This window comes from Micromonospora sp. NPDC047707, assembly GCF_040704235.1.
Classification (GTDB): domain Bacteria; phylum Actinomycetota; class Actinomycetes; order Mycobacteriales; family Micromonosporaceae; genus Micromonospora.
Genome location: NZ_JBEYSU010000025.1, coordinates 62,255 through 84,714, shown reverse-complemented (window position 1 = coordinate 84,714; position 22,460 = coordinate 62,255). Strand labels below are relative to the sequence as shown.

The following is a 22,460-nucleotide window of genomic DNA, read 5'->3' as shown; positions in this document are numbered from 1 at the left end:
GGCCTGTTGGGCGATGTATCCCACTGGGCCTCGTTACAAGATGCGATATGGCCATGTTCCAGCGATGGTTCGGTAGTGCGCGCCGAGCCACATCGGTCGTGAACCCGCCGAAGACGAAGGCGCAGCCGTCGACGCCGGTGCTCCTTCCCGGGGGAGAGGACCTCGAGGTCGTCGGTGAAAGCAACTATCAGGAGGCTCTCTGGCAAGTCGTCGGGGGGCGGACGCGGGAACGCATCCGATGCAGCATCCATGCTGTTCTGATTCCCGAAACCGATAACCCGTACGATTCCAATGCCATCTCAGTCTGGATTTCAGGTTCGAGAGTCGGCTACCTCTCGCGTGCCGATGCGGCTGACTATCGTTCGGGACTGCTGGCGCTTGAAGCGCGGCATGGGCGGCGTATCGCCCTCGGTGGCGTGGTTGTCGGCGGTGGAATTAGATCGGACGGACCGGGCATGCTCGGCGTCTGGCTGTCCCACAACCCGCAAGACTTCGGCTTGGCGCAGGTTGTGGCTCCCGAGCCGGTATTGCAGCTAACGATGCGTACGGGCCTGTCTGCGGCGGCCGCTACGGACGCCGATGACGATTCCTACGACCTTTCTTGGTACCAAGATCTACCTGTGGACCATCTTGCCGCCATCAAGAAGCTCACGGTCCTGCTTCGAGAGGATCCCGACCCAATCGATCGTCATTTCATGTTCTGTGAACTGGAACGACGGCTATACCGCTCCCGTGACGCGTTCGACTCGGCGCTAGAGCAATACGACTCGGCCTGTCGGCAGCACGATGCCGAGATGGACGTGATCCGAACGGCCCTCTTCGAGAAGTTTCAAGTGATTCCGCTGCTCGAATCGTACACCCAGATGGCCATACGCCAACAAAAGGCCAAGAACTGGGACCAGGCGCTCTGGTGGGCCAGGCGCGGTATCGCTTTGTACGGTTCGGATGCCGCCCGGCCCGAGGCAGTATCGGATCTTGAAAAGCGCGTCGCGGCCTACACCCGAAAGCTGGAGGGCGCGGGTGAGCAGTCAGGACGACGGCGCGACAGTGCACAGAACGACAAGGCGGCCAAGCACTCGGCTGAGAAGCAGCGGATCGCCGCCGCCGGAACGGCAGTGGTGGAAATCCTCGTCTGTCGTAGTTGCGGCGGTTCCTTCGAGAGGATCCGTACCCGAGGCCGAAAACCGACCCAGTGCGAAGCGTGCCGGTAGCCCGACTCATCGCCTACGTCCCGTCGTGACGGACCGGCTCAACTCGGTACAGCAGCGGAGTACAGCAACCGACGACACCGAGCGGCGCTATGGCGGCCTCCATCGGACCGTCGACCAGCGGGACAAGCCAGACCAGACCGCATTGCCGATCTCTGGGGGTCAAGGGGTCGTCGGTCCTCGACGGTGACGTCGATCATGTGGCATTCGACCGAAAGGCGAGGGAGGTCGCTAGGACTCGTGCTGTCCTTCAAAGCGCCGCCTACCGCAGTCTGGCTGAGCGCCAAGCAGGACTGGGGCTGAAGGACTTTGACTAGTCCTGCCTGCCTCAGTTGGCCTACACCGTGGATGAATGCCGGCAGCAGCGCCCGAGTGTCATCTGCTCCGATCGTGTCCACTGGTACATGCGGTGATCGCGGTGGAACTCCAGAAGACCAAGACGATCCAGGGTTAAGGTCACCGGGTCCACCTCAAGTTGGGCCAGTGCTGTGGCGATGGGTCCCGCAGGTTGAATGGCGTTTGAGTAGGCCAGGCTGACGTGTGGGCGATAGCCCTGCCTACGCTCCGGCGTCAACTCCACGACATCGGCTCCTAGCACTTCCCCGATGGCCGCTCTGACCACCTCCCTTACAGCAGCAATGGGTGCCGGCGGCTCGGCTAGCAGGTACACAGCTTCGGGTCGCACGACGGGTCGGTGGAACGTCACGACCGGTGCGGGCACCTGCGCCAGCTTCCCGCGGATTGCCTGCTTCAGCAGGGCAACCTGCTCCTCGTCTACTTCATCGACGAAGTCGATTCCCTGCATGGTCAGGTGGAGCCAGGCTGCGGGTATGAGATCGAGGCGCGGGAACGGGCGCAGCACCTCTTGGTAGCGCTGCACCAGCTCCACCAGTTCGCTGTGATCGCCCATGACGAAGTGGCAGGCGTAGAAGTGGCGGCCCACTCGCCAGCCCGGCCGCCACCACCAGTGGTCCCGCATCTGGTCGACGTGCTCGACAGAAGCAGACACGATGCCCCCTAGCTAGATGTCCGAGAGTCCATCGGCGTCCTCGGCCTCCTGGGTCACGTCGTACTCATCGATGATCTCGATGCGGTCGGCCGGCCACACCGACTCGGAGACTTCGAGGAGGGTGTCATCCTCTGCTTTGGCGACGTGGATCAGGTGGGCCACGCCCGTGCCGCGCGGAATCTGGAGGGCGTCCGCCTCGGCGGGCGTCGGCATCCTCCACCGCCAGTGGTCTCGCGCGTGTCTGTACTGCTTGCCGCTCAACTCCTCCACGCAGAGAAACAGCGCCTTGGGCACTACCGTGGGCTCCTCCAGGAGGGTCCCGCCGGCGAACTCCAACGGCAGATAGCTCGCGCCGACCTCCTGGGGCTTGCCCGTCTCGCGGTCGAACAGCACGCGACACCGAATGACCACCTCGTCACCCGTCTCCATGCCCGACGCCTCCGCGACGTGCTCGGGGACCGGGCCCCGCCCTGCAAAGGGGATCTCATGCCGCAGGTGCGCCGTGAGCAGCTTGCCATCCGTGCGGGCGCGCCCGTAGCGATCGCGGGAACGACGTTGGAGCCGGCGGTTGGCGCTGACGAAGGTGCCGACGCCGTGGCGAGCCTCAACGATCCCTTCGGCACGCAGAACCCGGATGGCGCTCCGCATCGTCTCAAGCGACAGGCCGGGGAAGGCCACCCGGAAGCGCTCAAGCAGTGCGGCTTCGGCCGGCAGCCGTTCCCCTGGCTTGTAGATGCCGTTCTTGATGTCCCGCCGTAGCTCATCTGCAATGCGCTGATACTTGGGCGCCTTCGCTCCCAGATCGCCAGTCATCTTGACCTCCCTCCGACATTCTAGTCCTCTAGAGGACTTGACGCTGTCCGGCGATCGGCCCTACCTTCTCCTCAGGCAACTCCTCTAGAGGACTAGAGGACCCAGCCAAGAAGTTGGATGAGAGTGGCGGCCGGATGACCGTGCGTGGCCCGGCCGCCATGCCCCTCACACGAGGAGGGCCGGATGAGCAGGCACGTCACCTACGACCAGTACGTGGCCGCAGTTGCCCTGACGATGGCCCGCCGGCACCGTCCCGTGTGGTCATGGCAGAAGTGGCAGCGGGTCTGCCGATGCGGAAGCACGCTGCCCTGCCAGGCAAGACATCGCGTCTCGATCAATCGGGGCCACTGGCCAGGTGCAGGCCGATGACCACGCACGGGCCGGTCCTGCCAATCTGGACGTGCGGCGGCTGCGGCGCCCCCTGGCCCTGCCGCACCCGACGCAACGAACTCAAAGCCGAGTACCAGGACGCCCCCGTATCCCTCGCGCTCTACCTCGGCTCCTGCCTCGTAGCCGCGACTCAGGACATGTCCTGGGCACCGGCCGGCCTGCTCCACCGCCGCTTCCTCGGCTGGCTCCCATGACCGACCTGCGAGCCGGCGACCTGCTCCACATCGGCCGAGCCGCCAGCGTCCAGTTCCTGAACCCGATCTGGTTCCGCCTGATCAGAGTCCTCGACTGGGTGTACGACGGCTGGGTCTGGCTCGACGGCTACCAGCTCAACGCCAAGGGCGATGCCATTGCCCGCCGCACGATCTACGTACAACAGGCAGGACTCACCGGCACGCAGCATCCACCCGGTGCACCGGGCGGACCCGCCGGCCCAGCCCCTCCAACAGTGAGTCCTCGACATGGAAGTCGTGGATCCGCAGCCGGTGTCGGGGCAGCTCCTCCTCCGAAGGGCAGAGCACCTGCGCGCGCACCTGTCCCACCGGCACGTAGCGCACACCGCCGCGCTCCTGGAGGATCACCATGTTGACGTCGTCGGTGGTCACCACGTGCCCCCGGATGTCCTCGGAAACCCCGGCAGAGGCCCCGGCGGAGTCCCCGACCGTCGTCACGGTGAGCGGCAGCACCGGCGTGCTGATGACCGGCAGTGCCACCCACACCAGCATGGCCAGCACGGCGAGCTGGGTGAGCGAGGCGAGCGGCCGGATCACCACCCCGGGCAGCGGTCCGGCGATGAAGAGCGCCAGCAGCGGCGGTACGACCAGCAGCACGATCGCCAGCCACTCTTCGAGCCGCCATGCGTCCCGCAACGTCGGCACGAGCAGGAACAGGTAACCGCCGAACACCGCCGCGATGACGAGCACCCGGGCCACGGGTTGCTCGTGCAGCCGTTCCGGCCGCACCTGGAACGCCGCGAAGGCCGCCGGCACCAGTAGCGGCAGGTACAGCAGCGGCCAGGTGACCAGGGCCATCAGGAAGCTCGCCGCCACGAACCAGGTCGGCGTGACCTCCACCCAGCGGGCGAAGAGGGGCCGGCGCGCGGCACCTTCCGTGCTGGCGGCGAGCACCGCCCCGAGTGCGAAGACCGCGACGAGCGCGGTGGCGAGCAGACGGGCCGCCGTGGTGAGAAACCCGGCCAGCAGGTTGATCGGCCCGACGTTGGCCACCAGCAGCAGCGTCGTCTGCAACTCGCCGCCGGCCTCGACCCCGAGCCGGAGCACCGAGAAGATCGCCGGCACGCCGACCACGGCCGTCCAGAACGACTGGCTGGCCCGCGCCCGCCGCTCCACCTGGTCCCAACCGCCGGCGGGTGCCGTCCGGGCGGCGACGGGAGCCGGCCGCCCCGCAGCCGACGGCGGAGACCCGACCGGCAACTCCTGCGCCGGTACCTGCGCCGCGCCCGCCGCCGACGGTGACGGCGACGGCGGGACAGGTGCAGGAGGCGAGGCAGCCGGTGGTGCCGGCGAACGCGGTACTGGCGGCGTCGGGCCGCCGGCGTCCGGGTCACCGGAGGCAGTGGCCGCCGCCGTGCTCATCGCCGTGGCGCCTTGTCGTCGAAGTCGACCAGCTTCGGTACGTCGAGCGGCTGCGGCTGCCGTTTCTCCGCGCGCAGCCACGGCCCGAGCGTCCGGTTGTACGCGGTCTGCCACGGGCTGGTCTGCCCGTTGCGCCCCTGCTGGTAGCTCTTGTCGAGGAAGTACGCGACCAGGTCGCGCAGCGCCGGGTCGCCGATCGGTACGCCGACGCCGAGCAGTTCGCTGGTGCCGAACGGCATGTCGACGATCTCGAACTCGGTCGGGTGGCGGGCCAGGAAGCCGGCGAGGATCGTCTCGTCGGAGCTGACGGCGTCGTACTTTCCGGCGCGGATGCCCTCGACGCAGTCCCAGACGTCCTTCACCACGACCGTGGGGACCTGGTGTTTCTCCAGTTCCGCCTCGGTGGTGGAACCGCCGCTGGTGCAGATCTTGTACTTCGGGTTCCGCAGGTCCTCGATGGTGCGGATCGCGTCCTTGTGCCGGGTCGGGACCAGCACCTCCTGGGTGGTGACGAAGTACGGCCCGGCGAAGCTGACCAGCTTCTTGCGCTCGTCGGTGATGGAAAAGCTGGAGACCACGAAGTCGACGACGCCGCCCTGGAGGGCGGGGATGCGGTCCTCGGTGGACACGTTCACGAACTCGACCCGCTGCTCCCCCTCGTACCCGAGGGAGGCGGCGATGTAGCGGGCGATCTCGACGTCGAAGCCGATGTGCGCCCCGTTGCGGACCTCGCCCATCAGCGGCTCGTCGTCCGCCACCCCGATCCGCAGGACGGGCTGGCCCCAGATGTGCGACTCGCGGAGCTTCTCCTGCACCGAGGGCAGGTCCGGCTCCCGCTGGCTGTCGCAGCCGGCGGCCGCGGCCAGGAGCAGCGTCGTCGCCACGGCGACGGTGGTGGCGACCGAACGGAACCGGGACATGGATCACCTCGCTACGCGGCGGAGCCTGTGGGAAACCGACGGTAGCGGGCGCCGTCGAGCGCGAGAAAGAACCGGGGTACGGCAGGCGCCCGATCGCCCGCCGTACCCCGGGGTCTGTCAGCGCACCGTCAGCGTGCCGACCGCGGGCAGCGGCGCCACCACCGGCGGGAGCTGCTTGCGGTCACCGCGCCGCGCGCCGTCCTGGGCGCGCTGGTCCTTCGACGCCCGCTCGGTCGCCGCCGGCGCCTCCAGCGGCACGAACGGCTGGATGTCACCGGTGCAGACGGTGCCCTTCGCGGGCAGCTTGCCCCGGATCAGGTACGCGTCGACCGCGCCGGTCACACAGGCCGACGTCCCGTACGCGGTGTGGCCCCAGCTGTCGCTGCTGAGCAGGCGGCTGTTCGGCAGGAGCTTCGCCGCGGCGACCGCGCCCCGGTAGTTGGTGGCCGGGTCCCAGTAGTTGCCGACCACCAGCACCGGCGCGCTCGTCTTCCGGTTGAACGGCCCGGTGTACCGGTCCTCGTCGCGCACCGTCCACGTGTCGCGGGCGCACGGCGAGGTGGCCCACGTCCACAAGCGACCGAAGTACGGGTCCCGCTTGTCGGCCTTCGCCGCCCGCGCCGGCCACGAGCCGGCGTTCTTGGGGTGGTTGCCGTCGGTGCAGTCCACGCCGAGGAAGGTCTCCAGCCCGTTGTTGTACGGGAAGTCGAACTTCCGCTGCTGGCGCGCCTGCGCGGCGAGCCGGACCACACCGGCCTTCGCCTCGGTCTTCGCGGCCGAGGAGGCGGCCGGGTCGGTCAGCACCAGCAGCTCGGCGGTGAGGCCGACGACCTGCTCGTACCCGAACGGGCCGTAGAGGCCACCCAGGGTGGCTCCGACGAAGTCCGCGTAGGTGACGGTGAACTGGCCCAGGTCGGGGTCGTCGATGACGACCGGCTTGGCCCGCAGGCGCCTGGCCACCAGGTCGTACGAGGCGACCGGGTCCCCGGCGGCCAGGGAGCACAGCTCCTCGCCGGCCTTCTCACACCGGTCCAGGATCTCGCGCAGCGCCTTGTACGCGCCCTGGGCGCTGCGCATCCGGTCCTCCTGGGTGACGTTGCGCGCCTTGCCCTGCCCCACCCACGCGTTCGGGTCGAGCACACCGTCGATCACCAGGGCGCGGACCCGGTCCGGGAACATGTTCGCGTAGTACTGCCCGAGGATGCTGCCGTAGCTGAACCCGAGGTACGTCAGCTTCCGGTCGCCGACCGCCCGGCGCAGCACGTCCATGTCGCGGGCGACCTCGGCGGTGGACATGGCGCCGCTGAGCGGCTTCCCCGTCGTGGAGCAGCCCTTCCCGACCGCCTTCGAGGACGTGACGTACGCCTTCTCCTCCGCCTTCGTCCAGGGGAACGCCACGTTCAGCCCGGCGTACGCCTTGGTCTGCTCCTTCACCGACGGGAAGCACCGCACCTGCTCGCTGGCGGCGACGCCGCGCGGGTCCACACCGACCACGTCGAAGCGGTCGAGCACCTCGTCGCCGAGGAAGTACGGGGCCGCGAGCGCGATGTCGGTGCCGGAGCCACCCGGGCCGCCCGGGTTGACGAAGAGGCTGCCGATCCGGTTCTTCTGGTCGCGGGCCTTGACCCGCAGCAGGGCGATCTCGGTCGTCGCGCCCTTCGGCTGGTCGTAGTCCAGCGGCAGCTCGACCGTGGCGCACTCGGCGTAGTCGTAGCACGCGTACCAGTCCAGCTTGGGCGTGGGGACGCGGTCGACCCGCCGCGCCTCGGCGGGGCTGGTGCGGTCGGACGTGACGGGCCGACCCCAGCCGGCCTGCGCGGGTGCGACCGCGAGTCCGCTGAGGAGGATGCCGGCGATGCCGGCGGCGGCGAGGGACCGGGTTCGTCGTGGCATGTGGACGCCTTCCGGTGGACGACAGGGAACTCGTCGAGGTGTCGCTCGACCCCCGTCACTCTAGAGATCGCAGGCAATGAATGTCGCGCCCGCAAGAGCCGCATTTCAGACAACATGCGCGACGGTGTAACGAAAAGTTCATGCCCGACGCTGTTATCGACCCGATCTCGACCGTCGACGGGTCGGCGGGTTGACAGCCGGCTATCCATGGACATCCTGGACGGGTGACGGAACGCAGGCCCGACGCGCGGCTGGTGGCGCTCGTCGCAGGAGTGGCGGCGGTCGCTCTGCTCGTGACGCTGCTCGTGCTGCGCCGCCAGGATCTCCTCGCGGTCATCCTGGCGCTGCTCTGCGTCCTGTCGACGGCGGTCTGCGGCGTGGCCGTGGCGGCCGCCCGGGACGGCCGTGAGCCGCCCGCCGTCCCCGTGTCGCCCCCGACGGCCGACGCCCTGCACGCCGTCGACGCCGACACGCTGGAAACCCTCGGCAACCGGGAGGCGGTGCGCGCGATGCGCGACCGCTACCGGGGGCCGTCAGCTGACGAAGGTCGGTGACGCGAGCGCGTCCAGGCCGCGCCCGGCCAGGCAGCGGTAGGTCCGGTCGGCGGCGTCCGGCGGGAGCACCTCCAGGTTCCACCCGTCGGTGTACGTCATGCCGCTGGTCAACCGGAAGGTCGTCGCGTTGCAGACACGCCGTACGGCGGGGTCGCTGCTGACCTCGTCGTAGCCGGCACCGAGCAGCGTGTCGGGCAGCACGCCCTCGACGTAGCTCTCCCACGTGTGCTCGCCGGCACACGGCACCCGCGCCGCCCGGGCCCGCGCACCACGCACCTCCATCGGCCCGAAGCACTCCAACTCGTCGCCGCACCGCGCCCCGGCGGGCAGCTCGGCCACCTGCGCACAGGCCGGCCGCAGGTGGGACGCGACGTCGGTGGTCGGCGGCGGCAGCGGCGCGGTCGCCCCGGCGGCCAGCCAGGCACCGGCACCGGCCGCGGCGGCGAGCGCGACCACACCGGCGCCGCCGAGGAACCAGCGGCGCCGGCGCCGCCCGTCGGTCGGCACGGTCGGGTGCGGGTCCTCCACCGGCGGGCGGGGCGCGGGCCGGGCGGACCGGCCGAGGGCGTACGGCCCGGACGACGTGCCTCCACCGTGGACCGGGGAACTGCCGTGACCGGGCACCGCGCCGCTGAGCGGCAGGTCGGCCAGCAGGGCCTTCAGCTCGGCCGCGGACGGCCGCGCCCCCGGATCGTTCGACATGCCGGCGCGGAGGATGTCGACCAGGTCCTCCGGCACACCGGGCAGGCCGGGGACCGGCTGGTGGAACATCTCCAGCACGGTGACCAGGCTCGGGTTGCGCTCGGAGCGCCAGCGGGGCGGCCGGCCGTGCATCACCGCGTAGAGGGTGGCGCAGAGCGCGTACACGTCGACGGCTGGCGAGGGCGGGCTGTGGTTGAACATCTCCGGTGGCGCGTACGCCGGGGTGAGCACCTCCAGGGCGACCGAGGCGTCGCGCATCTCGGCGACGACGGCGAGCCCGAAGTCGGCCAGCACCGCCGGGTTGAAGTGCGAGTAGAGGATGTTCGCCGGCTTGACGTCGCGGTGCAGCACGCCGGCCGCGTGGGAGTGGGCGATCGCGTCGGCGATCTTCACCCCGAGGTCGCGGGCCTCCAGCGGGCCGAGCGGGGACGTGCGCATGCGCTCGGCGTACGACCCGTCGCAGAGTTCCATGATCAGGTAGGGGTGCTGGTCGACCGTGACCCCGACGTCGAAGAGGTCGACCACGTGCGGGTGCGACGACATCCGCCCCGCCGCGCGCGCCTCCCGGAGGAACCGCGCCTGGTCCCGCTCGCTGTCCAGCGTGCGGTTCTCCACCTTGACCGCCACCTCGCGCCCCACCGAGATCTGGGTGGCCTTGTAGATCGTCGCGTAGCCGCCCCGGGCGAACACCCGCAAATCAGTCAGACCAGGCACGATGGGCATCGGCAGGGCGCCGGGCGGGGTGTCGGTCACAGCTTGAAAATACCGAATCCGGCCGGCCGCTCAGTGAACCGCGTCCGCCGCGGACGGCGGCGCGGCCCGATCAGCGGGCGTCGTGGCGGTGGCGGCCGTCGATGCGGCGCCACCCCGGCGGGCGTCCCACCAGAGGCCGGCGGCGGTCGCCAGCGCGCCCAGCCCCTCCCAGGCGGCCACCCCGAAGAACCGGCCCGGCGCGACGTCGGCCAGCACCGCGATGGTGAACACGGTGAAGGTGACCAGCCGGAACCAGACGGTGAACCGGTAGAAGGGCCGCCACTCGGTCGCGGTGGCGAGCAGGTAGTAGACCCCCATGTTGAACGAGGCCATCGAGGACGCCGTCAGGAAGGTGCCGGTGTAGTCACCGGCCGCCCGCGACGCGGGCACCTCGAAGCCGAGCAGTCGCAGCAGCGCCTCCGGCCAGATCAGCCCGACCGCGCCCATGACCAGCGCGAGTACGCCAAAGACCGCGATCGTCCAGCCGGCGGCGGAACGCGGCAGCTTCATCGGACCCCTCCCCGGCCGGCGCGGTCGTGCCCCGCGTCCGGCCCCCACACGCTAACGACCGCCCCCGACAACCACATCGGCGAAACCGTCAAAACCTGTGCCACACGGCAGTTCGGCTCGGGCGGCGGCGCTCAGATCGTGAGGCGGGCGCGGAGCGCGTCGGCGTTGCGGCGTTCGCTGCGCTGCTCGGTGGCGTACGCCAGGCGGACCGCCTCCTCCGCGCTGGCCAGCGCCTCGACGGGACGGCCGCAGGCGGCGAGCGCCTCGGCGAGGACGCTGGCCGCGATCACCTGGCTGCGCACGTCCTCCGCCGGGGCGGCGACGGCCCGTCGCGCCCAGTCCAGCGCCTGCTCCCGCTGGCCGTACGCGAGCAGGGCGGACGCGTACCGGGCCAGCGTCTGGCGGCGGGAGAAGAGCAGCGACGGCGCGTTGAGAGCGGCCGTGGCGACCGGGGCGAGCAGCCCGACGGCGGTGCCCGGATCACCGGCGGCGAGCCGCGCGGTGGCCAGCAGCACCCGCGGCGCCACCTGGGCGGGAGCCTGCGGGTTGTGCGGCTCGACGGCGGTCAGGACGGCGCGGGCGTCCCGCTCGGCGAGGTCGTGGGCGCCCATGTCCAGCGCCACGAACCCGCGCAGCGTGCCCGCCATGCCGGTGAGCAACGGGTGCGAGGTGCGGTTGGCGAACCCCAGCGCGTCGGTGAGCAGGTCGGCGGCGTGCTCCGGCTCGCCCAGGCTCCGCGCGATGACGCCCCGCACCACCAGCGCGAAACCACGCCCCCACTCGTCGGAGACGGCGGCGAAGTCCCGGTACGCGCGCCGGGCCAACCGGTCCGCCTCCGCCAGGTCGCCGAGCTCGGCGGTGGCGAACGCCTCCACCCCGCGCAGCGTGCCCACCGCCCACTCCTCGCCGACCCGCTCCCCGAAGGGCAGGAAGACCTGCGCCAGCCGGCAGGCCTCCCGCAGCCGGCCGGCGAGCAGCCGGGCGAACGCGGTCGTGCCGCGCAGCCAGGCCCTCCCGTACGGGTCCTTCAGCTCGGCGAACAGCCGGGCGGCCCGGCTGAGCACGGCGTCGGTGCCGGCGAAGTCCCCCCGGGTGGTGGTGACCCAGGCCAGGTTCTGCAACGACCAGGCCTGCCCGCGGCGGTCCTGCACCGACAGGCTGACCTGGTACGACGCGGCGAGCCGGCTGCTCGCCTGGCCGAGCCGGCCGGCGATGAAGTCGGCCATGCCGAGGCGGCGCATCGCCGAGGCACGCAGCGTCGGCAGCCCGTGCGCGGTGGCCACCTGCAACGCCTCCTGCCAGCAGGCCACCGCCCGGCCGTGGTCGCCCATCGTCTGGTGCGCCTGGCCGGCGAGGAGCAGGGCGCTGGCCCGGGTCGCCGCCTCGTCGCCCGCGTTGGCGGCGATCTTCTCGGCGGAGGCGAGCGCGTCGGCCGGACGGCCGATCTGGAGCAGTGCCCGCGCGTGCACCACCCGGTCGGCCGCCGGCACGGCGCCACGGGCCAGTTCGGCGGCGCGTTCCGCGTACTCGACGGCCATCGCCGGCTCGCCGGCCTGCAGGGACCGGCGGGCGGCGCGGCCCAGCGCGGCGATCCCCAGCGGGACCACCGTCCGGGCGGGCGCGTCCGGGCGCAGGCCGACCGCGTCGGCGAGCGCGGTGGCCCGCTCGACGTGCGCGGCCACGAAATCGTCCCGGGCCGCCTCGGTGAACCCGCCGGGCACCGGAGCGCCGGCCGGCGGGTCGGCCGCGGCCCAGCGGGCGAGCGCGGCGTGCCGCTCGGCCAGTTCCGCCTTGCTCACCCCGGAGTACGCGGCCTCCCGCATCAGCGGGGTGGCGAACGCGTACCCGGCGCGGGTGCGGTGCAGCATGCGCCGTTGCAGCAGCTCCTCGACGGCACGTTCCAGCTCGACGGCGACGACCGCCGCCGGCCGGCCGTCCCGGCCGGCGCGCTGCTCGCGGAGCGCCTCCAGGGTGCCGGCCGGCACGCTGTCCCCGACGACCGCCGCGTCTCGCAGCGCCGACCGGGCGTCCGGTGGCAGCGCGTCGATACGCGCGGCGAGCACGGCGGCCAGGTCCCTGGAGAGCAGCCGGCTGCCGAGCGAGCCCGGCGCGAGCCGCCACGAGTTGCCGGTGCCCGCGGTGAGCGCGCCCCGCTCCATCAGCAGCGTGACCAGCTCGGCGAGGTAGAACGGGTTGCCCTGCGCGGTGGCGAGCAGCCGGTCGGCGTCGGCCTGCGGCAGCCGGCCGCCACCGAGGTAGCTGGTGAGCAGCCGGGCCGCGTCGGCGCCGCGCAGCGGGGGCAGGGCGTGGACCTCGGCGTCCGAGACGCGGGTCAGCGCGCCGGCCGTACGCACCAGCTCGGGCCGGCCGAGCAGCAGCACCAGCACCGGGCCGCTGAGCCGGTTGAGGGTCAACCCGAGCGCCTTGATGGTCTCGGCGGTGGCGTCGTGCAGGTCGTCGACGACGACCGCCAGGGGCGCCTCACCGGCGAGGGCGCTGAGCAGGTCGGCCACCGCGTTCGGCACCGCCTCGGCGTCGACGGCCTGCCCGGCGGAGCTCCACTCGCCCTGGTCGGTGGGGCCGCCGGCGGGCAGCTCCGCGTACCCGAGGAGGGCCAGCAGCTGATCGGTGGCGATCGGGGCGGGCTCGCCCCCGGCCCGGCCGAGCCGCTGGCCGAGCCGGCGCAGCCGCTCCTCGACGGCGGGACGGGTCAGCGCGGTGGCCGCGTCGGTGGGCAGGCCGACCGCGGCGCGCACCAGGTCCGCGAGGGGCGCGAGCCGGCGCCGCTCGCCGAAGGCCGCGCACCGGACGGAGAGCACCCGCGCGCCGGTGTGGGCGGCGAACCGGCCGGCGCCCACGTCGTAGCCGGCGGCGAGGCGCTCCACCTCGGCGGCGAAGCGGGACTTGCCGATGCCCGCCTCGGCCGTCATCAGCAGCACCCGGGGCTCGCTGCGGTCGACCACCTCGGCCAGCCGGCCGGCCACCCGGCCGATCTCGGTCTCCCGGCCCACGAAGGGGGCCTCGTCGCCGAGGCCGGACCGGGTGCCCGGGGCGTCCAGGAGGCCCAGCAGCTCGTACGCCTCGACCGGCTCCCGCTTGCCCTTGAGCCGCAGCGGGCGCAGCGCCCGCCAGGACGCGACGTGCCGGGTGGCGGCGGCGGTCCGCGCGCCGCCGTACACCGCGCCGACGGCGGCGGCGTCGGCCAGCCGGGCGGCGGTGTTGACCGTGTCGCCGATGACCGTGTACTCGATCGCGGCCTGGATCCCGGCGATCACGTCCCCGGTGTTCAGGCCGACCCGCAGGCCCAGCGGCGCGCCGCCGCCGCGCTCGTCGTCCAGCACCCGGCGGACCGCCCGCTGCATCGACAGCGCGGCCCGCACCGCCCGCTCGGCGTCGTCCTCGTGGGCGACCGGCGCGCCGAAGACCGCCATGATCCCGTCGCCGGTCAGCTTGTCGACGTGCCCGCCGAAGGTCTTGACCGCACCGGCGAGCGCGGCCAGCACCCGGTCGGTGACCGCACCGACCCGCTCCGGGTCGAGATCCTCCGACCAGGAGGTGAAGTCGGACAGGTCGCCGAAGAGCACGGTGACCACCCGGCGCTCGGTGGCCGGGAGCGTCGCGGCGGCCGGCAGCGCAGCCCCGCAGTTGTGGCAGAACCGCGCGCCGGGTACGGCGACGGTTCCACACACCGGGCAGGTCACGTCTGCTCCAACCCCGCGCCGGTGTCGCCGGATTCCCGGCCCAGGTACTCGAGCTGCGCCCGCACCGACCACTCCGCCGCCCACCACAGCGAGCGGTCCACGTCCGCGTACACGATCGCGACGACCTCGGCGGCGGTGGTTGCGCCGGCGTCCAGCGCGGCCCGAACCTGGTCGAGCCGCGCCCGCCGGTGGGCCAGGTAGAACTCGGCCGCCGCGGCGCAGTCGGCCAGCGCCGGGCCGTGGCCGGGCAGGGCCGGGATCCGGGCGTACGTCGAGAGCAGCTCCAGGCTGCTCAGATAGTCCCCGAGGTGCCCGTCCGGGTGGGCGACGACGGTGGTGCCGCGGCCCAGGATCGTGTCGCCGGTGAGGACGACGCGCTGGCCCTGGTGCTCGACCAGGAAGCAGACGGAGTCACCGGTGTGGCCGGGCGTCGGCACCAGCCGCAGGTCGATGCCGGGGACGGCGGGCGGCGTACCGATGCCGACCGGCTCCGCGGCGATGGTGTGCGCGGGGTCGGCGGCGCGGACCGGAACCCCGCCGAGCAGGTCGTGCAGGGGCGCCGAGCCGTCGGTGTGGTCCGGGTGGCCGTGGGTGATCAGGACGAGCCCGACCGGCCCCTGCGCGGCGATCGCGGCGAGATGGCCGTCGTCGGCCGGCCCCGGATCGACCACCACGGCCGGTTCACCGGGGGCGGCCCGCAGCACCCAGGTGTTGGTGCCGTCGAGCGTCATCGGCCCCGGGTTGGGCGCCCGCAGCAACGTGACCCAGCCCGGCAGCTCGTCCGCGAGAGCCGCCGCCGGTGCCGTGAAGTGCCCGCCCATGGCTGCGATCGTACGACCCCCGCCACCACGCCCCGCGATCTTGCACTTCCGGTCCCCGCTTCGTGCCCGTTCAGGGCCTTTGCCGGGCGGAAGGTGCAAGATCGCGGTGGTGGTGGGGCTACGCCACCTCGACGATGACCTCGATCTCGACCGGGGCGTCGAGCGGGAGCTCCGCCACGCCCACCGCGCTGCGGGCGTGGCGGCCGGCCTCCCCGAAGACGGCACCGAAGAGGTCGGACGCACCGTTGACGACGGCCGGCTGGCCGGTGAAGCCGGGCGCGCTGGCGACGAAGCCGACCAGCTTGACGACCTTGACGACGTTCTCCAGCCCGACCAGCGAGTCGATCGCGGCGAGCGAGTTCAGCGCGCACCGGCGGGCCAGGTCCTTGGCCTGGTCGGCGGAGACACCGGCGCCGACCTTGCCGGTGGCCAGCAACTTGCCCTCGGCCATCGGCAGCTGACCGGAGACGTAGACGTGCTGCCCCGACTGCACGGCCGGCACGTAGCTGGCGACCGGGGGCACCACCTCGGGCAGCTCGTGGCCCAGCTCGGCGAGCTTCGCGTGCGGCCCGGTCATGCCTTCGGCCGCTTCAGGTAGGCGACGAGCTGCTCCGGGTTCGGGCCGGGAACCACGGACACCAGTTCCCAGCCGTCCTCGCCCCAGTTGTCGAGGATCTGCTTGGTCGCATGGACCAGCAGCGGGACCGTGGCGTATTCCCACTTCTGCATCGCTGGGGGGCTCCCTCTCGTGGCGTGCGGCTTTTTCAGCCACAGCCTACGGTCCGCTCGAGGGCCGGGGTGCCGGACGCTGCTCCGGAGCCACCGACAGGTCGCCGCACGGGCCGGTGTGCTCGTACGGCTGGGGGCAGCGGGACCGGTCGGGCAGCAGGAGGTCGCAGAACACGCGGTGCCGGTTGTTCTGGTCGTCGGCGGTGGAGACGGTGGTCTCCCCGGCGTCGACCTCGCCGAGGAAGCTCAGGGAGGTGGCGATCGTGCCCGCCAGGGCGGTGGCGGCGGCCAGGTCGGCGACCCGGATCGGCAGGTGCACCACGTACCCCGGGCTCTCCTCCTCCCTGGGCCGGTCCCCGGTCTGGGCGAAGGCGCGGAGCACGTCGACGGGCTCGGCGATCCGGCGGTACGCACGTTCGTTGATCGGCAGCCCGCTCCCCTCGCCGCCGCCCGGCCCGCCGGGACGCCGGGACGCCGCCGGGAACTGGGTTCGAGGGGTGTTCTCCACGTCGCGCATTGCCCTGCCTCCGGCCGTCGTAGCTGGTCGAGTCCGCCCTGTCGGTCCGGCCCCCGGCCCGGCCCTCATTCCGCACCCGGGGAAAAGGTAGGACCGGCCCGGAGTCCCGCCAACAGGACGCGCAGGGTCGATTCACCACAAGTCACATATGCGACACACGGCAGGTGGCGGGGCTGATCACCGGCCCCGACCAGGGCCCGTCGTCCGCCGGCGACCCGGGTGCGGGACCGGTACGCGCGGTACGGCCGGCCCGACGGTTACCCTTCCCGACGGAACGGGCGGGTCCCACCGCCTACACGCCCGACGTTCCGTCGCCTCGCCGATCCGACGTCAGTCCCACCCCCGGGGGAACGATGACCGAACCACCCACCGGCGATCCGGCCGCCCCGGCCGGGTCCACCGCGGCCACCCCCTCCGTGCCGCGTCAGGACCCGTCGGCGATCCCACCGCCGCCCGCCGGCTACCCCCCCTACGAGGGTCCGGAGGCGCCGCGCCGCAAGCGCGGCGTGGTGGTCGCGTCGATCGCGCTGGCGGTGATCCTGGTCCTGTGCGCCGGCGGCGGCGTCGCCGCGTTCCTGGCGCTGCGCACGGCGGAGACCGGCGAGGGTGCGAAGGAGCCGACAGCAGCCGTCGAGGAGTTCCTCAACGCCGTCTACAAGGACCGCGACGCCGGCAGGGCGGCAGCCCTCGTGTGCTCCGCGTCCCGCGACGACGAGAAGATCGCGGCCAAGGTCGCCGAAGTGGAGAAGTACGCGGCCGAGTACCAGAACCCGCGCTTCCGGTGGAGCGCCCCGCGCGTCGACAACCAGACCGGTGACCGGGCCACGGTCACCACCAAGGTCACCATGACCACGACCGACGAGAAGTTCGCCGACCTGCCCCTGCGCTTCACCGTGGTCAAGAAGACGGGTTGGTGGGTCTGCGAGGTTGCCTGACCTGGATAGGCTCGACGGGTGGGAGCAGCGAAGCGTCCGGATGAGGCGGCGGTGACGGAGTGGCCGGCCCGGCTCCACGTGGTGACCGGCAAGGGCGGCACCGGCAAGACCAGCGTGGCCGCCGCGCTGGCCCTGGCGCTGGCCACCGGCGGTCGGCGCACGCTGCTGGTCGAGGTGGAGGGGCGCCAGGGCATCGCCCAGCTCTTCGACACCGAGCCGTTCCCGTACGCCGAGCGGCACCTGACCGACGCGCCCGGCGGCGGCGAGGTGCGGGCCCTCGCGGTGGACGCGGAGGAGGCCCTGCTCGAGTACCTGGACATGTTCTACAAGCTGGGCGGGGCCGGCCGGGCGCTGCGCAAGCTCGGTGCCATCGACTTCGCCACCACCATCGCCCCCGGCCTACGCGACGTGCTGCTCACCGGCAAGGTCAAGGAGGCCACCACCCGCACCACCGGCCAGCGGCGGGTGTACGACGCGGTGGTGCTGGACGCGCCGCCCACCGGGCGGATCGGTCGCTTCCTGAACGTCACCGCCGAGACGGCGCGACTGGCCCGGGTCGGTCCGATCAAGACGCAGAGCGAGGGCGTCGCGGCGCTGCTGCGGTCGCCGATGACCGCCGTGCACGTGGTGACGCTGCTGGAGGAGATGCCGGTCCAGGAGACGGTCGACGCGATCGCCGAGCTGACCTCGCTCGGCTTCCCGGTCGGGCGGGTCATCGTCAACGGCACCCGGCCGCCGCTGCCGGTCGGACGGGCGGTCACCGCCGAGGAGCTGGCCGGCGGGCTGCGCGCCGCCGGGCTGCCCGCCGACGAGCGGATCGTCGCCGGGCTGGCCTCGGAGGCGCGCGACCAGGTGGTCCGGCGCGAGCTGGAGGACTCGCTGCGCACCGACCTGGTGGAGCTGGGGCTGCCCCTCGTCGAGCTGCCGCTCCTGCCGGACGGGGTGGACCGGGCCGGCCTGGACCGGCTGGCCGAGGCGCTGGTGAGAGCAGATTGACTCACACCTCCCGTCGGCGCGGACGCGCGGCGGGAGCCGGCCCGATACGCTCGATTGGTGCCTTCCGACAACGTGGCGCCGCCGCTGGACGTCGACCGGATCCTCGCCGATCCGGGCGTACGGATCGTGGTCTGCTGCGGGGCGGGCGGGGTGGGCAAGACGACCACCGCCGCCGCGCTCGCGCTGCGGGCCGCGGAGGAACACGGCCGGCGTACGGTCGTGCTCACCATCGACCCGGCCCGCCGGCTGGCGCAGTCACTCGGGCTGACCGAGCTGGACAACACCCCGCGCCAGGTGAAGGGGATCGACGCGGAGGCCAGCGGCGGCGAGCTGCACGCCATGATGCTCGACATGAAGCGCACCTTCGACGACGTGGTGCTCCAGCACACCGATCCGGCGAAGGCGGCGGAAATCTTCGCGAACCCGTTCTACGCGGCCATGAGCTCCACCTTCGCCGGCACGCAGGAGTACATGGCGATGGAGAAGCTCGGGCAGCTGCACGCCCGGGGCGAGTGGGATCTGATCGTGGTGGACACCCCGCCGTCCCGCTCGGCACTGGATTTCCTCGACGCGCCGGCCCGCCTGTCGCGCTTCCTGGACGGGCGGATGCTGCGCCTGCTGCTCGCCCCGGCCCGCACGGGCGGCCGGAGCATGTTCACCTTCGTCACCGCCGGCTTCGGGATGTTCTCGAAGGTCGTGCAGAAGATCCTCGGCGCGCAGCTGCTGACCGACCTCTCCGGCTTCGTCGCAGCGCTCGACTCGATGTTCGGCGGTTTCCGGCAGCGGGCGGAGCAGACGTACCGCATCCTCCAGGCCCGCGAGACGGCGTTCCTGCTGGTGGCGGCTCCGGAGCCGGACGCGGTCCGGGAGGCCGCCTATTTCGCGGGCCGGCTGCGGGAGGAGAAGATGCCGCTGGCCGGTCTGGTCCTCAACCGGGTCCACCGCCCGGCCGTGCCGGAGCTCGGTCCGGACGAGAGCCTGGCCGCCGCCGAGCGGCTCGCCGAGCGGGGCGGCCACGAGCGCGCCGCCGAGGTGCTGCGGGCCCACGCCGCGCTGGCCCAGCAGGCGGTACGCGAGCAGCTGGTGGCCGCACGGTTCACCGAGGCGTTCCCGACCGTCCCGACGGTGTCGGTGACGGCGCAACCCGCCGACGTGCACGACGTCGACGGGTTGCGGACGATCGGTGCGGCGATCAGCCGCGAGTGACCGGGCCGGTGGGCCGGCCGTGCCTCAGCTGGCTGCGACGGCGCACCCGGTGCCGGCTCAACCGGCCGTGGCGGCGAGGACCTTGTCCTTGCCGGCCTTGTCCTTGGCGTTCTTCTTCATCGCGGCCTCGAACATCTTGCGCCAGCTCGTGACCTGCGGGTGGCGGCGCAGCAGCGCCCGGCGTTCCCGTTCGGTCATGCCGCCCCACACGCCGAACTCGATCCGATTGTCCAGCGCGTCCGCCAGGCACTCGTACCGGACTGGGCAGCTCCGGCAGATCCGCTTGGCCACGTTCTGTTCGGCGCCCTGTACGAACAACGCGTCCGGGTCCCCGTTCTGACACGCCGCCAGTGACGGCCAGTCAGTGATCATGCCCATGTGTACACGTCCCCCCTTGCAGTACTACCGACCCCGTTCGCGGACCAGCCGGCAATTCCCCCCGGTCGCCCGGCCGGCCTTCCCCAAGGCGGCACGGACGACATGTGGCGCTGTCGCCGCCCTCATCATGCTCTGTAGTTGCCCGATTACGCAACGTTGTCGGCCAAATCCATCATTCCGGACACTCCCGGCTTCCCGGGCTCTCGACCGCCGGTTACCCCGCTCGGGTACGCGAAAACGCTGCGCGCCCTCCCCAAGACGGGGGAGACTCGGCGCCAGATCCACGCAACCTCGAACCGGGGGTCGTGCGTTTAGCACAACGAGGCCGGCGCGCGCAGGAAATGGGGAAAAGACGCCCCGCGCCCCTCGTTGCCTGTTCGCGTACCCTGTCGAGGTGACCTGGATGCGGAAACGTGACCACAATGTGCTGACCAACGCCGCATCGCTACTCATCTGTGGCCTGTTGGCCGGCGTGGTGGTCGCCGCAGCGGCCTTCCCCGCAGTGGCGATGTCCGGCCTGGCCGCGAAGGCCGGCGCCGAGACCTTCGGAGCACTGCCCAAAGAGCTGACGGTGGCCCGGCCACCGCAGATCAGCTACCTGCTCGCGTCCGACGGCAAGACACCGCTCGCGACGATGTTCGACGAGAACCGTCGCGAGGTGAAGCTCAAGGACATCGCACCGGTCATGCGGGACGCGATCATCGCCGCCGAGGACCACGACTTCTACCAGCACAACGGCGTCGACCTGAACGGCGTCGCCCGCGCCTTCGTCAACAACAGCTCCGGCACCGCCGACCGGCAGGGCGCCTCGACGCTCACCATGCAGTACGTGCGGCTCGCCATCGCGTACTCGGCGACCCACCCGGCCGACGTGGTCGCGGCCACCGAGGACACCAGCGCCCGCAAGCTCCGCGAGATGCGCTACGCGATCCAGATCGACAAGGAACTCTCCAAGGACGAGATCCTCCAGCGCTACCTGAACATCGCCGCGTTCGGCAACGGCGCGTACGGCATCTTCGCCGCCAGCCAGGTCTACTTCGCCAAGCACCCGAGCAAGCTGACGATCGACGAAGCGGCGATGCTCGCCGGCCTGGTCAAGGCCCCGAGCGCGTTCAACCCCACCACCCGCAGCGGATACCCGCAGGCGGTGGCCCGGCGTGACTACGTCATCAACAACATGTACGAGATCGGCAAGATCACCAAGGAGCAGGCCGACAAGGCCAAGGCGGTCAAGCTCAAGGTCGTCGGCAAGCGGGCGCCCAACGGCTGCGTCGACACCACCACGAAGAACTGGGGCTTCTTCTGCGACTACTTCTACCGCTGGTGGATGGCGCAGGAGACGTTCGGCTCGACCTCGTACGACCGGGAACGGCGGCTCAAGAGCGGCGGCTTCACGATCGTCACGACGATGGAGCCCCAGGTCCAGAACGCCGCTGACGCGGCGGTCCGGAGGAACCTGCCGGTGACCAGCAAGGCGGCCCGGATGGTCGCGGTGATCGAGCCGGGCACCGGCCGGGTCCGTGCGCTCTCGGTCAACCGCAACTACAAGCTCGACGACCCCGACAGCCCGCAGAACAAGCCGCACAGCGACCCGAAGCAGCGGAAGAAGGGCAAGCGGGGCAACTACCCGAACACGGTCAACCCGCTGCTCAGCGGCGGTGACGGCATCACCGGGTACCAGGCCGGCTCGACGTTCAAGATGTTCACGATCGTGGCCGCCCTGGAGAAGGGCATCCCGCTCAGCTACACCATCAACGCCCAGAAGCAGTTCAGATCCGAGTACATCATCGACAGCAGCAGCCCCGCGGCCTGCAAGGGCACGCACTTCTACTGCCCGACCAACGCGAACGACAGCATGGTCGGCGTCCACAACATGTGGAGCGCGTTCGGCCGCTCGGTGAACACCTACTTCGTGCCGCTCCAGCAACAGGTCGGCGCGGAGAACGTGGTCAAGGCCGCGAAGAAGCTCGGCATCAACTTCCGTGCCCAGGAGGACCTGGACCTGGAGAAGGGCGCCCACCAGTGGGGCGCGTTCACCCTCGGCGTCTCGCAGACCATGCCGCTGGAACTGGCCAACGCGTACGCCACCCTGGCGGCGGACGGCAAGTACTGCGAGCCCATCCCGGTTCAGGAGATCCGCGACCCGGACGGCAAGAAGCTCGACGTCGCGAACCCGCGCTGCGAGCAGCGCATCAGCACCGAGGTGGCCCGCGCCGCGGTGGACGCCGCCCGCTGCCCGGTCGGTGACCGCTCGTCGACGTCCAAGTGCGCCGGCGCGACCGCCGGCAAGGTTAAGCAAGAGGTGAAGGCGCCGGTGGCCGGCAAGTCCGGGACGACCGACTCGGAGAAGACCGCCTCGCTGGTCGCGATGACCAAGCAGTACGCGGTGGCCGGCATCATGGCCGACCCGGACTGGCCGCAGACCACCCAGGAGATGAAGCACGAAGAGAAGACGGGCATCAACCCGCCGGTGTACGAGACGCTCCGGGACGCGATGAAGGGCAAGGAGCGCATCAACTTCACTGCGCCCGGGAACAAGATCCGCGAGGGCGACCAGCGGCGGATCCCGGACGTCAAGTGCGTCAGCGTGGAGCAGGCGAAGTCCCGCATCCAGGGCGCCGGCTTCGACGCGGTCGTCTCCAACAACAAGGTCCCGTCCGACTGCCCCGCCAACACCGCCGCGGGCACCAGCCCGGAGGGACGCACCATCAAGGGTGGCGTGGTCATGATCCAGGTCAGCTCCGGCCAGGGCGCCACCCCGCCCACGGGCCAGCCCGGCAACCCGCCGACCAACCCCGGCCGCCCGCCCGGCCGCCCCGGCGGCTGACCG

20 protein-coding genes and 1 pseudogene are annotated in these 22,460 nt (G+C 71.7%); 8 read left to right on the top strand and 13 right to left on the bottom strand.

Translation table 11 applies throughout. The annotated features are described in order from the left end of the window. Positions 1-47 precede the first annotated feature (47 nt). Positions 48-1,211: a hypothetical protein gene (locus AB0873_RS23370; RefSeq protein ID WP_366602130.1), complete on the top strand. Its 1,164-nt coding sequence runs from the start codon at positions 48-50 to the stop codon at positions 1,209-1,211. A 334-nt stretch (positions 1,212-1,545) separates the two neighbouring features. Here AB0873_RS23370 and AB0873_RS23365 read toward each other — a convergent pair whose 3' ends face one another. Together AB0873_RS23365 and AB0873_RS23360 are read right to left on the bottom strand one after the other, a co-directional pair. Further along, the gene (locus tag AB0873_RS23365; protein ID WP_366602129.1) at positions 1,546-2,217 is read right to left on the bottom strand and encodes a 2'-5' RNA ligase family protein; all 672 of its coding nucleotides are present in this window, start codon (positions 2,215-2,217) and stop codon (positions 1,546-1,548) included. A gap of 12 nt (positions 2,218-2,229) precedes the next feature. Then, positions 2,230-3,030: a GntR family transcriptional regulator gene (locus AB0873_RS23360; protein WP_366602127.1), complete on the bottom strand. Its 801-nt coding sequence runs from the start codon at positions 3,028-3,030 to the stop codon at positions 2,230-2,232. 365 nt (positions 3,031-3,395) lie between these two features. Here AB0873_RS23360 and AB0873_RS23355 point away from each other — a divergent pair, with 365 nt between their 5' ends. Both AB0873_RS23355 and AB0873_RS23350 read left to right on the top strand, forming a co-directional pair. Next, positions 3,396-3,614, top strand: a complete 219-nt coding sequence (locus AB0873_RS23355; RefSeq protein ID WP_366602125.1) for a hypothetical protein — start codon at positions 3,396-3,398, stop codon at positions 3,612-3,614. Continuing rightward, positions 3,611-3,808 (top strand): annotated as a pseudogene (locus AB0873_RS23350) (hypothetical protein); the annotation flags it as partial. The gene AB0873_RS23355 and the pseudogene AB0873_RS23350, both read left to right, overlap by 4 nt. Here the strand turns inward: AB0873_RS23350 and AB0873_RS23345 are convergent. From AB0873_RS23345 to AB0873_RS23335, 3 genes are all read right to left on the bottom strand, one after another. Continuing rightward, positions 3,807-4,769, bottom strand: coding sequence for a hypothetical protein (locus AB0873_RS23345; RefSeq protein ID WP_366602123.1), 963 nt, complete (start codon positions 4,767-4,769; stop codon positions 3,807-3,809). The pseudogene AB0873_RS23350 and the gene AB0873_RS23345 sit on opposite strands and share 2 nt — an antisense overlap. A 242-nt stretch (positions 4,770-5,011) precedes the next feature. Continuing rightward, the gene (locus AB0873_RS23340) at positions 5,012-5,935 is read right to left on the bottom strand and encodes a transporter substrate-binding domain-containing protein (RefSeq protein ID WP_366602121.1); all 924 of its coding nucleotides are present in this window, start codon (positions 5,933-5,935) and stop codon (positions 5,012-5,014) included. Between the two features lie 117 nt (positions 5,936-6,052). Continuing rightward, a complete protein-coding gene (locus tag AB0873_RS23335) occupies positions 6,053-7,828 on the bottom strand; it encodes an alpha/beta hydrolase (RefSeq protein ID WP_366602119.1) in 1,776 nt (591 codons plus the stop codon). Between the two features lie 224 nt (positions 7,829-8,052). Between AB0873_RS23335 and AB0873_RS23330 the strand changes: the two genes are divergently transcribed. Beyond that, positions 8,053-8,382, top strand: a complete 330-nt coding sequence (locus tag AB0873_RS23330; RefSeq protein WP_366602117.1) for a hypothetical protein — start codon at positions 8,053-8,055, stop codon at positions 8,380-8,382. Here the strand turns inward: AB0873_RS23330 and AB0873_RS23325 are convergent. The 7 genes from AB0873_RS23325 to AB0873_RS23295 all read right to left on the bottom strand — a co-directional run bounded on the left by AB0873_RS23325 (position 8,362) and on the right by AB0873_RS23295 (position 16,115). Next, positions 8,362-9,807, bottom strand: coding sequence for a serine/threonine-protein kinase (locus tag AB0873_RS23325; protein ID WP_196255892.1), 1,446 nt, complete (start codon positions 9,805-9,807; stop codon positions 8,362-8,364). The genes AB0873_RS23330 and AB0873_RS23325 overlap by 21 nt on opposite strands. A gap of 60 nt (positions 9,808-9,867) precedes the next feature. Continuing rightward, positions 9,868-10,347 carry a hypothetical protein gene (locus AB0873_RS23320; protein WP_155329852.1) on the bottom strand — a complete coding sequence of 160 codons (480 nt, stop codon included), beginning with the start codon at positions 10,345-10,347 and terminating at the stop codon, positions 9,868-9,870. 131 nt (positions 10,348-10,478) lie between these two features. Beyond that, positions 10,479-14,048, bottom strand: coding sequence for an adenylate/guanylate cyclase domain-containing protein (locus AB0873_RS23315; RefSeq protein ID WP_366602115.1), 3,570 nt, complete (start codon positions 14,046-14,048; stop codon positions 10,479-10,481). Further along, the gene (locus tag AB0873_RS23310) at positions 14,045-14,869 is read right to left on the bottom strand and encodes an MBL fold metallo-hydrolase (RefSeq protein ID WP_366602113.1); all 825 of its coding nucleotides are present in this window, start codon (positions 14,867-14,869) and stop codon (positions 14,045-14,047) included. The genes AB0873_RS23315 and AB0873_RS23310 overlap by 4 nt, the downstream gene beginning before the upstream one ends. A gap of 118 nt (positions 14,870-14,987) precedes the next feature. Continuing rightward, positions 14,988-15,446 (bottom strand): RidA family protein, encoded by a 459-nt coding sequence (locus tag AB0873_RS23305; protein WP_155329849.1) that lies wholly within the window; start codon positions 15,444-15,446, stop codon positions 14,988-14,990. Beyond that, positions 15,443-15,598 (bottom strand): DUF4177 domain-containing protein, encoded by a 156-nt coding sequence (locus AB0873_RS23300; RefSeq protein ID WP_013736319.1) that lies wholly within the window; start codon positions 15,596-15,598, stop codon positions 15,443-15,445. The genes AB0873_RS23305 and AB0873_RS23300 overlap by 4 nt, the downstream gene beginning before the upstream one ends. A gap of 46 nt (positions 15,599-15,644) precedes the next feature. Continuing rightward, on the bottom strand, positions 15,645-16,115 hold the full coding sequence (locus tag AB0873_RS23295) for a hypothetical protein (RefSeq protein WP_366602111.1): 471 nt from the start codon (positions 16,113-16,115) through the stop codon (positions 15,645-15,647). 353 nt (positions 16,116-16,468) lie between these two features. Between AB0873_RS23295 and AB0873_RS23290 the strand changes: the two genes are divergently transcribed. Genes AB0873_RS23290 through AB0873_RS23280 form a run of 3 tightly spaced genes read left to right on the top strand, consistent with a single transcriptional unit; the run spans position 16,469 to position 19,252 of the window. Beyond that, positions 16,469-17,050 carry a hypothetical protein gene (locus AB0873_RS23290; protein ID WP_366602109.1) on the top strand — a complete coding sequence of 194 codons (582 nt, stop codon included), beginning with the start codon at positions 16,469-16,471 and terminating at the stop codon, positions 17,048-17,050. A gap of 18 nt (positions 17,051-17,068) precedes the next feature. Next, entirely contained in the window at positions 17,069-18,046 is a 978-nt protein-coding gene (locus AB0873_RS23285; RefSeq protein WP_366602107.1) for an ArsA-related P-loop ATPase, read from the top strand. Between the two features lie 54 nt (positions 18,047-18,100). Beyond that, positions 18,101-19,252, top strand: a complete 1,152-nt coding sequence (locus AB0873_RS23280; protein WP_366602105.1) for an ArsA-related P-loop ATPase — start codon at positions 18,101-18,103, stop codon at positions 19,250-19,252. A gap of 57 nt (positions 19,253-19,309) precedes the next feature. Here the strand turns inward: AB0873_RS23280 and AB0873_RS23275 are convergent, their stop codons facing one another. After that, complete coding sequence (locus AB0873_RS23275) at positions 19,310-19,630, bottom strand: WhiB family transcriptional regulator (protein ID WP_155329844.1); 321 nt, start codon at positions 19,628-19,630, stop codon at positions 19,310-19,312. A 403-nt stretch (positions 19,631-20,033) separates the two neighbouring features. On the opposite strand from AB0873_RS23275, the gene AB0873_RS23270 reads away from it, so the two are divergent. Beyond that, complete coding sequence (locus AB0873_RS23270) at positions 20,034-22,457, top strand: transglycosylase domain-containing protein (protein ID WP_366602104.1); 2,424 nt, start codon at positions 20,034-20,036, stop codon at positions 22,455-22,457. The last annotated feature ends 3 nt before the right edge of the window (positions 22,458-22,460 follow it).

Bases quoted from the DNA above. Each gene is read 5' to 3' on its own strand.
- AB0873_RS23370 (WP_366602130.1), top strand. From the start codon at position 48: ATGGCCATGTTCCAGCGATGGTTCGGTAGTGCGCGCCGAGCCACATCG.
- AB0873_RS23360 (WP_366602127.1), bottom strand. From the start codon at position 3,030: ATGACTGGCGATCTGGGAGCGAAGGCGCCCAAGTATCAGCGCATTGCA.
- AB0873_RS23355 (WP_366602125.1), top strand. From the start codon at position 3,396: ATGACCACGCACGGGCCGGTCCTGCCAATCTGGACGTGCGGCGGCTGC.
- AB0873_RS23340 (WP_366602121.1), bottom strand. From the start codon at position 5,935: ATGTCCCGGTTCCGTTCGGTCGCCACCACCGTCGCCGTGGCGACGACG.
- AB0873_RS23335 (WP_366602119.1), bottom strand. From the start codon at position 7,828: ATGCCACGACGAACCCGGTCCCTCGCCGCCGCCGGCATCGCCGGCATC.
- AB0873_RS23325 (WP_196255892.1), bottom strand. From the start codon at position 9,807: ATGCCCATCGTGCCTGGTCTGACTGATTTGCGGGTGTTCGCCCGGGGC.
- AB0873_RS23320 (WP_155329852.1), bottom strand. From the start codon at position 10,347: ATGAAGCTGCCGCGTTCCGCCGCCGGCTGGACGATCGCGGTCTTTGGC.
- AB0873_RS23310 (WP_366602113.1), bottom strand. From the start codon at position 14,869: ATGGGCGGGCACTTCACGGCACCGGCGGCGGCTCTCGCGGACGAGCTG.
- AB0873_RS23305 (WP_155329849.1), bottom strand. From the start codon at position 15,446: ATGACCGGGCCGCACGCGAAGCTCGCCGAGCTGGGCCACGAGCTGCCC.
- AB0873_RS23300 (WP_013736319.1), bottom strand. From the start codon at position 15,598: ATGCAGAAGTGGGAATACGCCACGGTCCCGCTGCTGGTCCATGCGACC.
- AB0873_RS23295 (WP_366602111.1), bottom strand. From the start codon at position 16,115: ATGCGCGACGTGGAGAACACCCCTCGAACCCAGTTCCCGGCGGCGTCC.
- AB0873_RS23290 (WP_366602109.1), top strand. From the start codon at position 16,469: ATGACCGAACCACCCACCGGCGATCCGGCCGCCCCGGCCGGGTCCACC.
- AB0873_RS23275 (WP_155329844.1), bottom strand. From the start codon at position 19,630: ATGGGCATGATCACTGACTGGCCGTCACTGGCGGCGTGTCAGAACGGG.
- AB0873_RS23270 (WP_366602104.1), top strand. From the start codon at position 20,034: ATGCGGAAACGTGACCACAATGTGCTGACCAACGCCGCATCGCTACTC.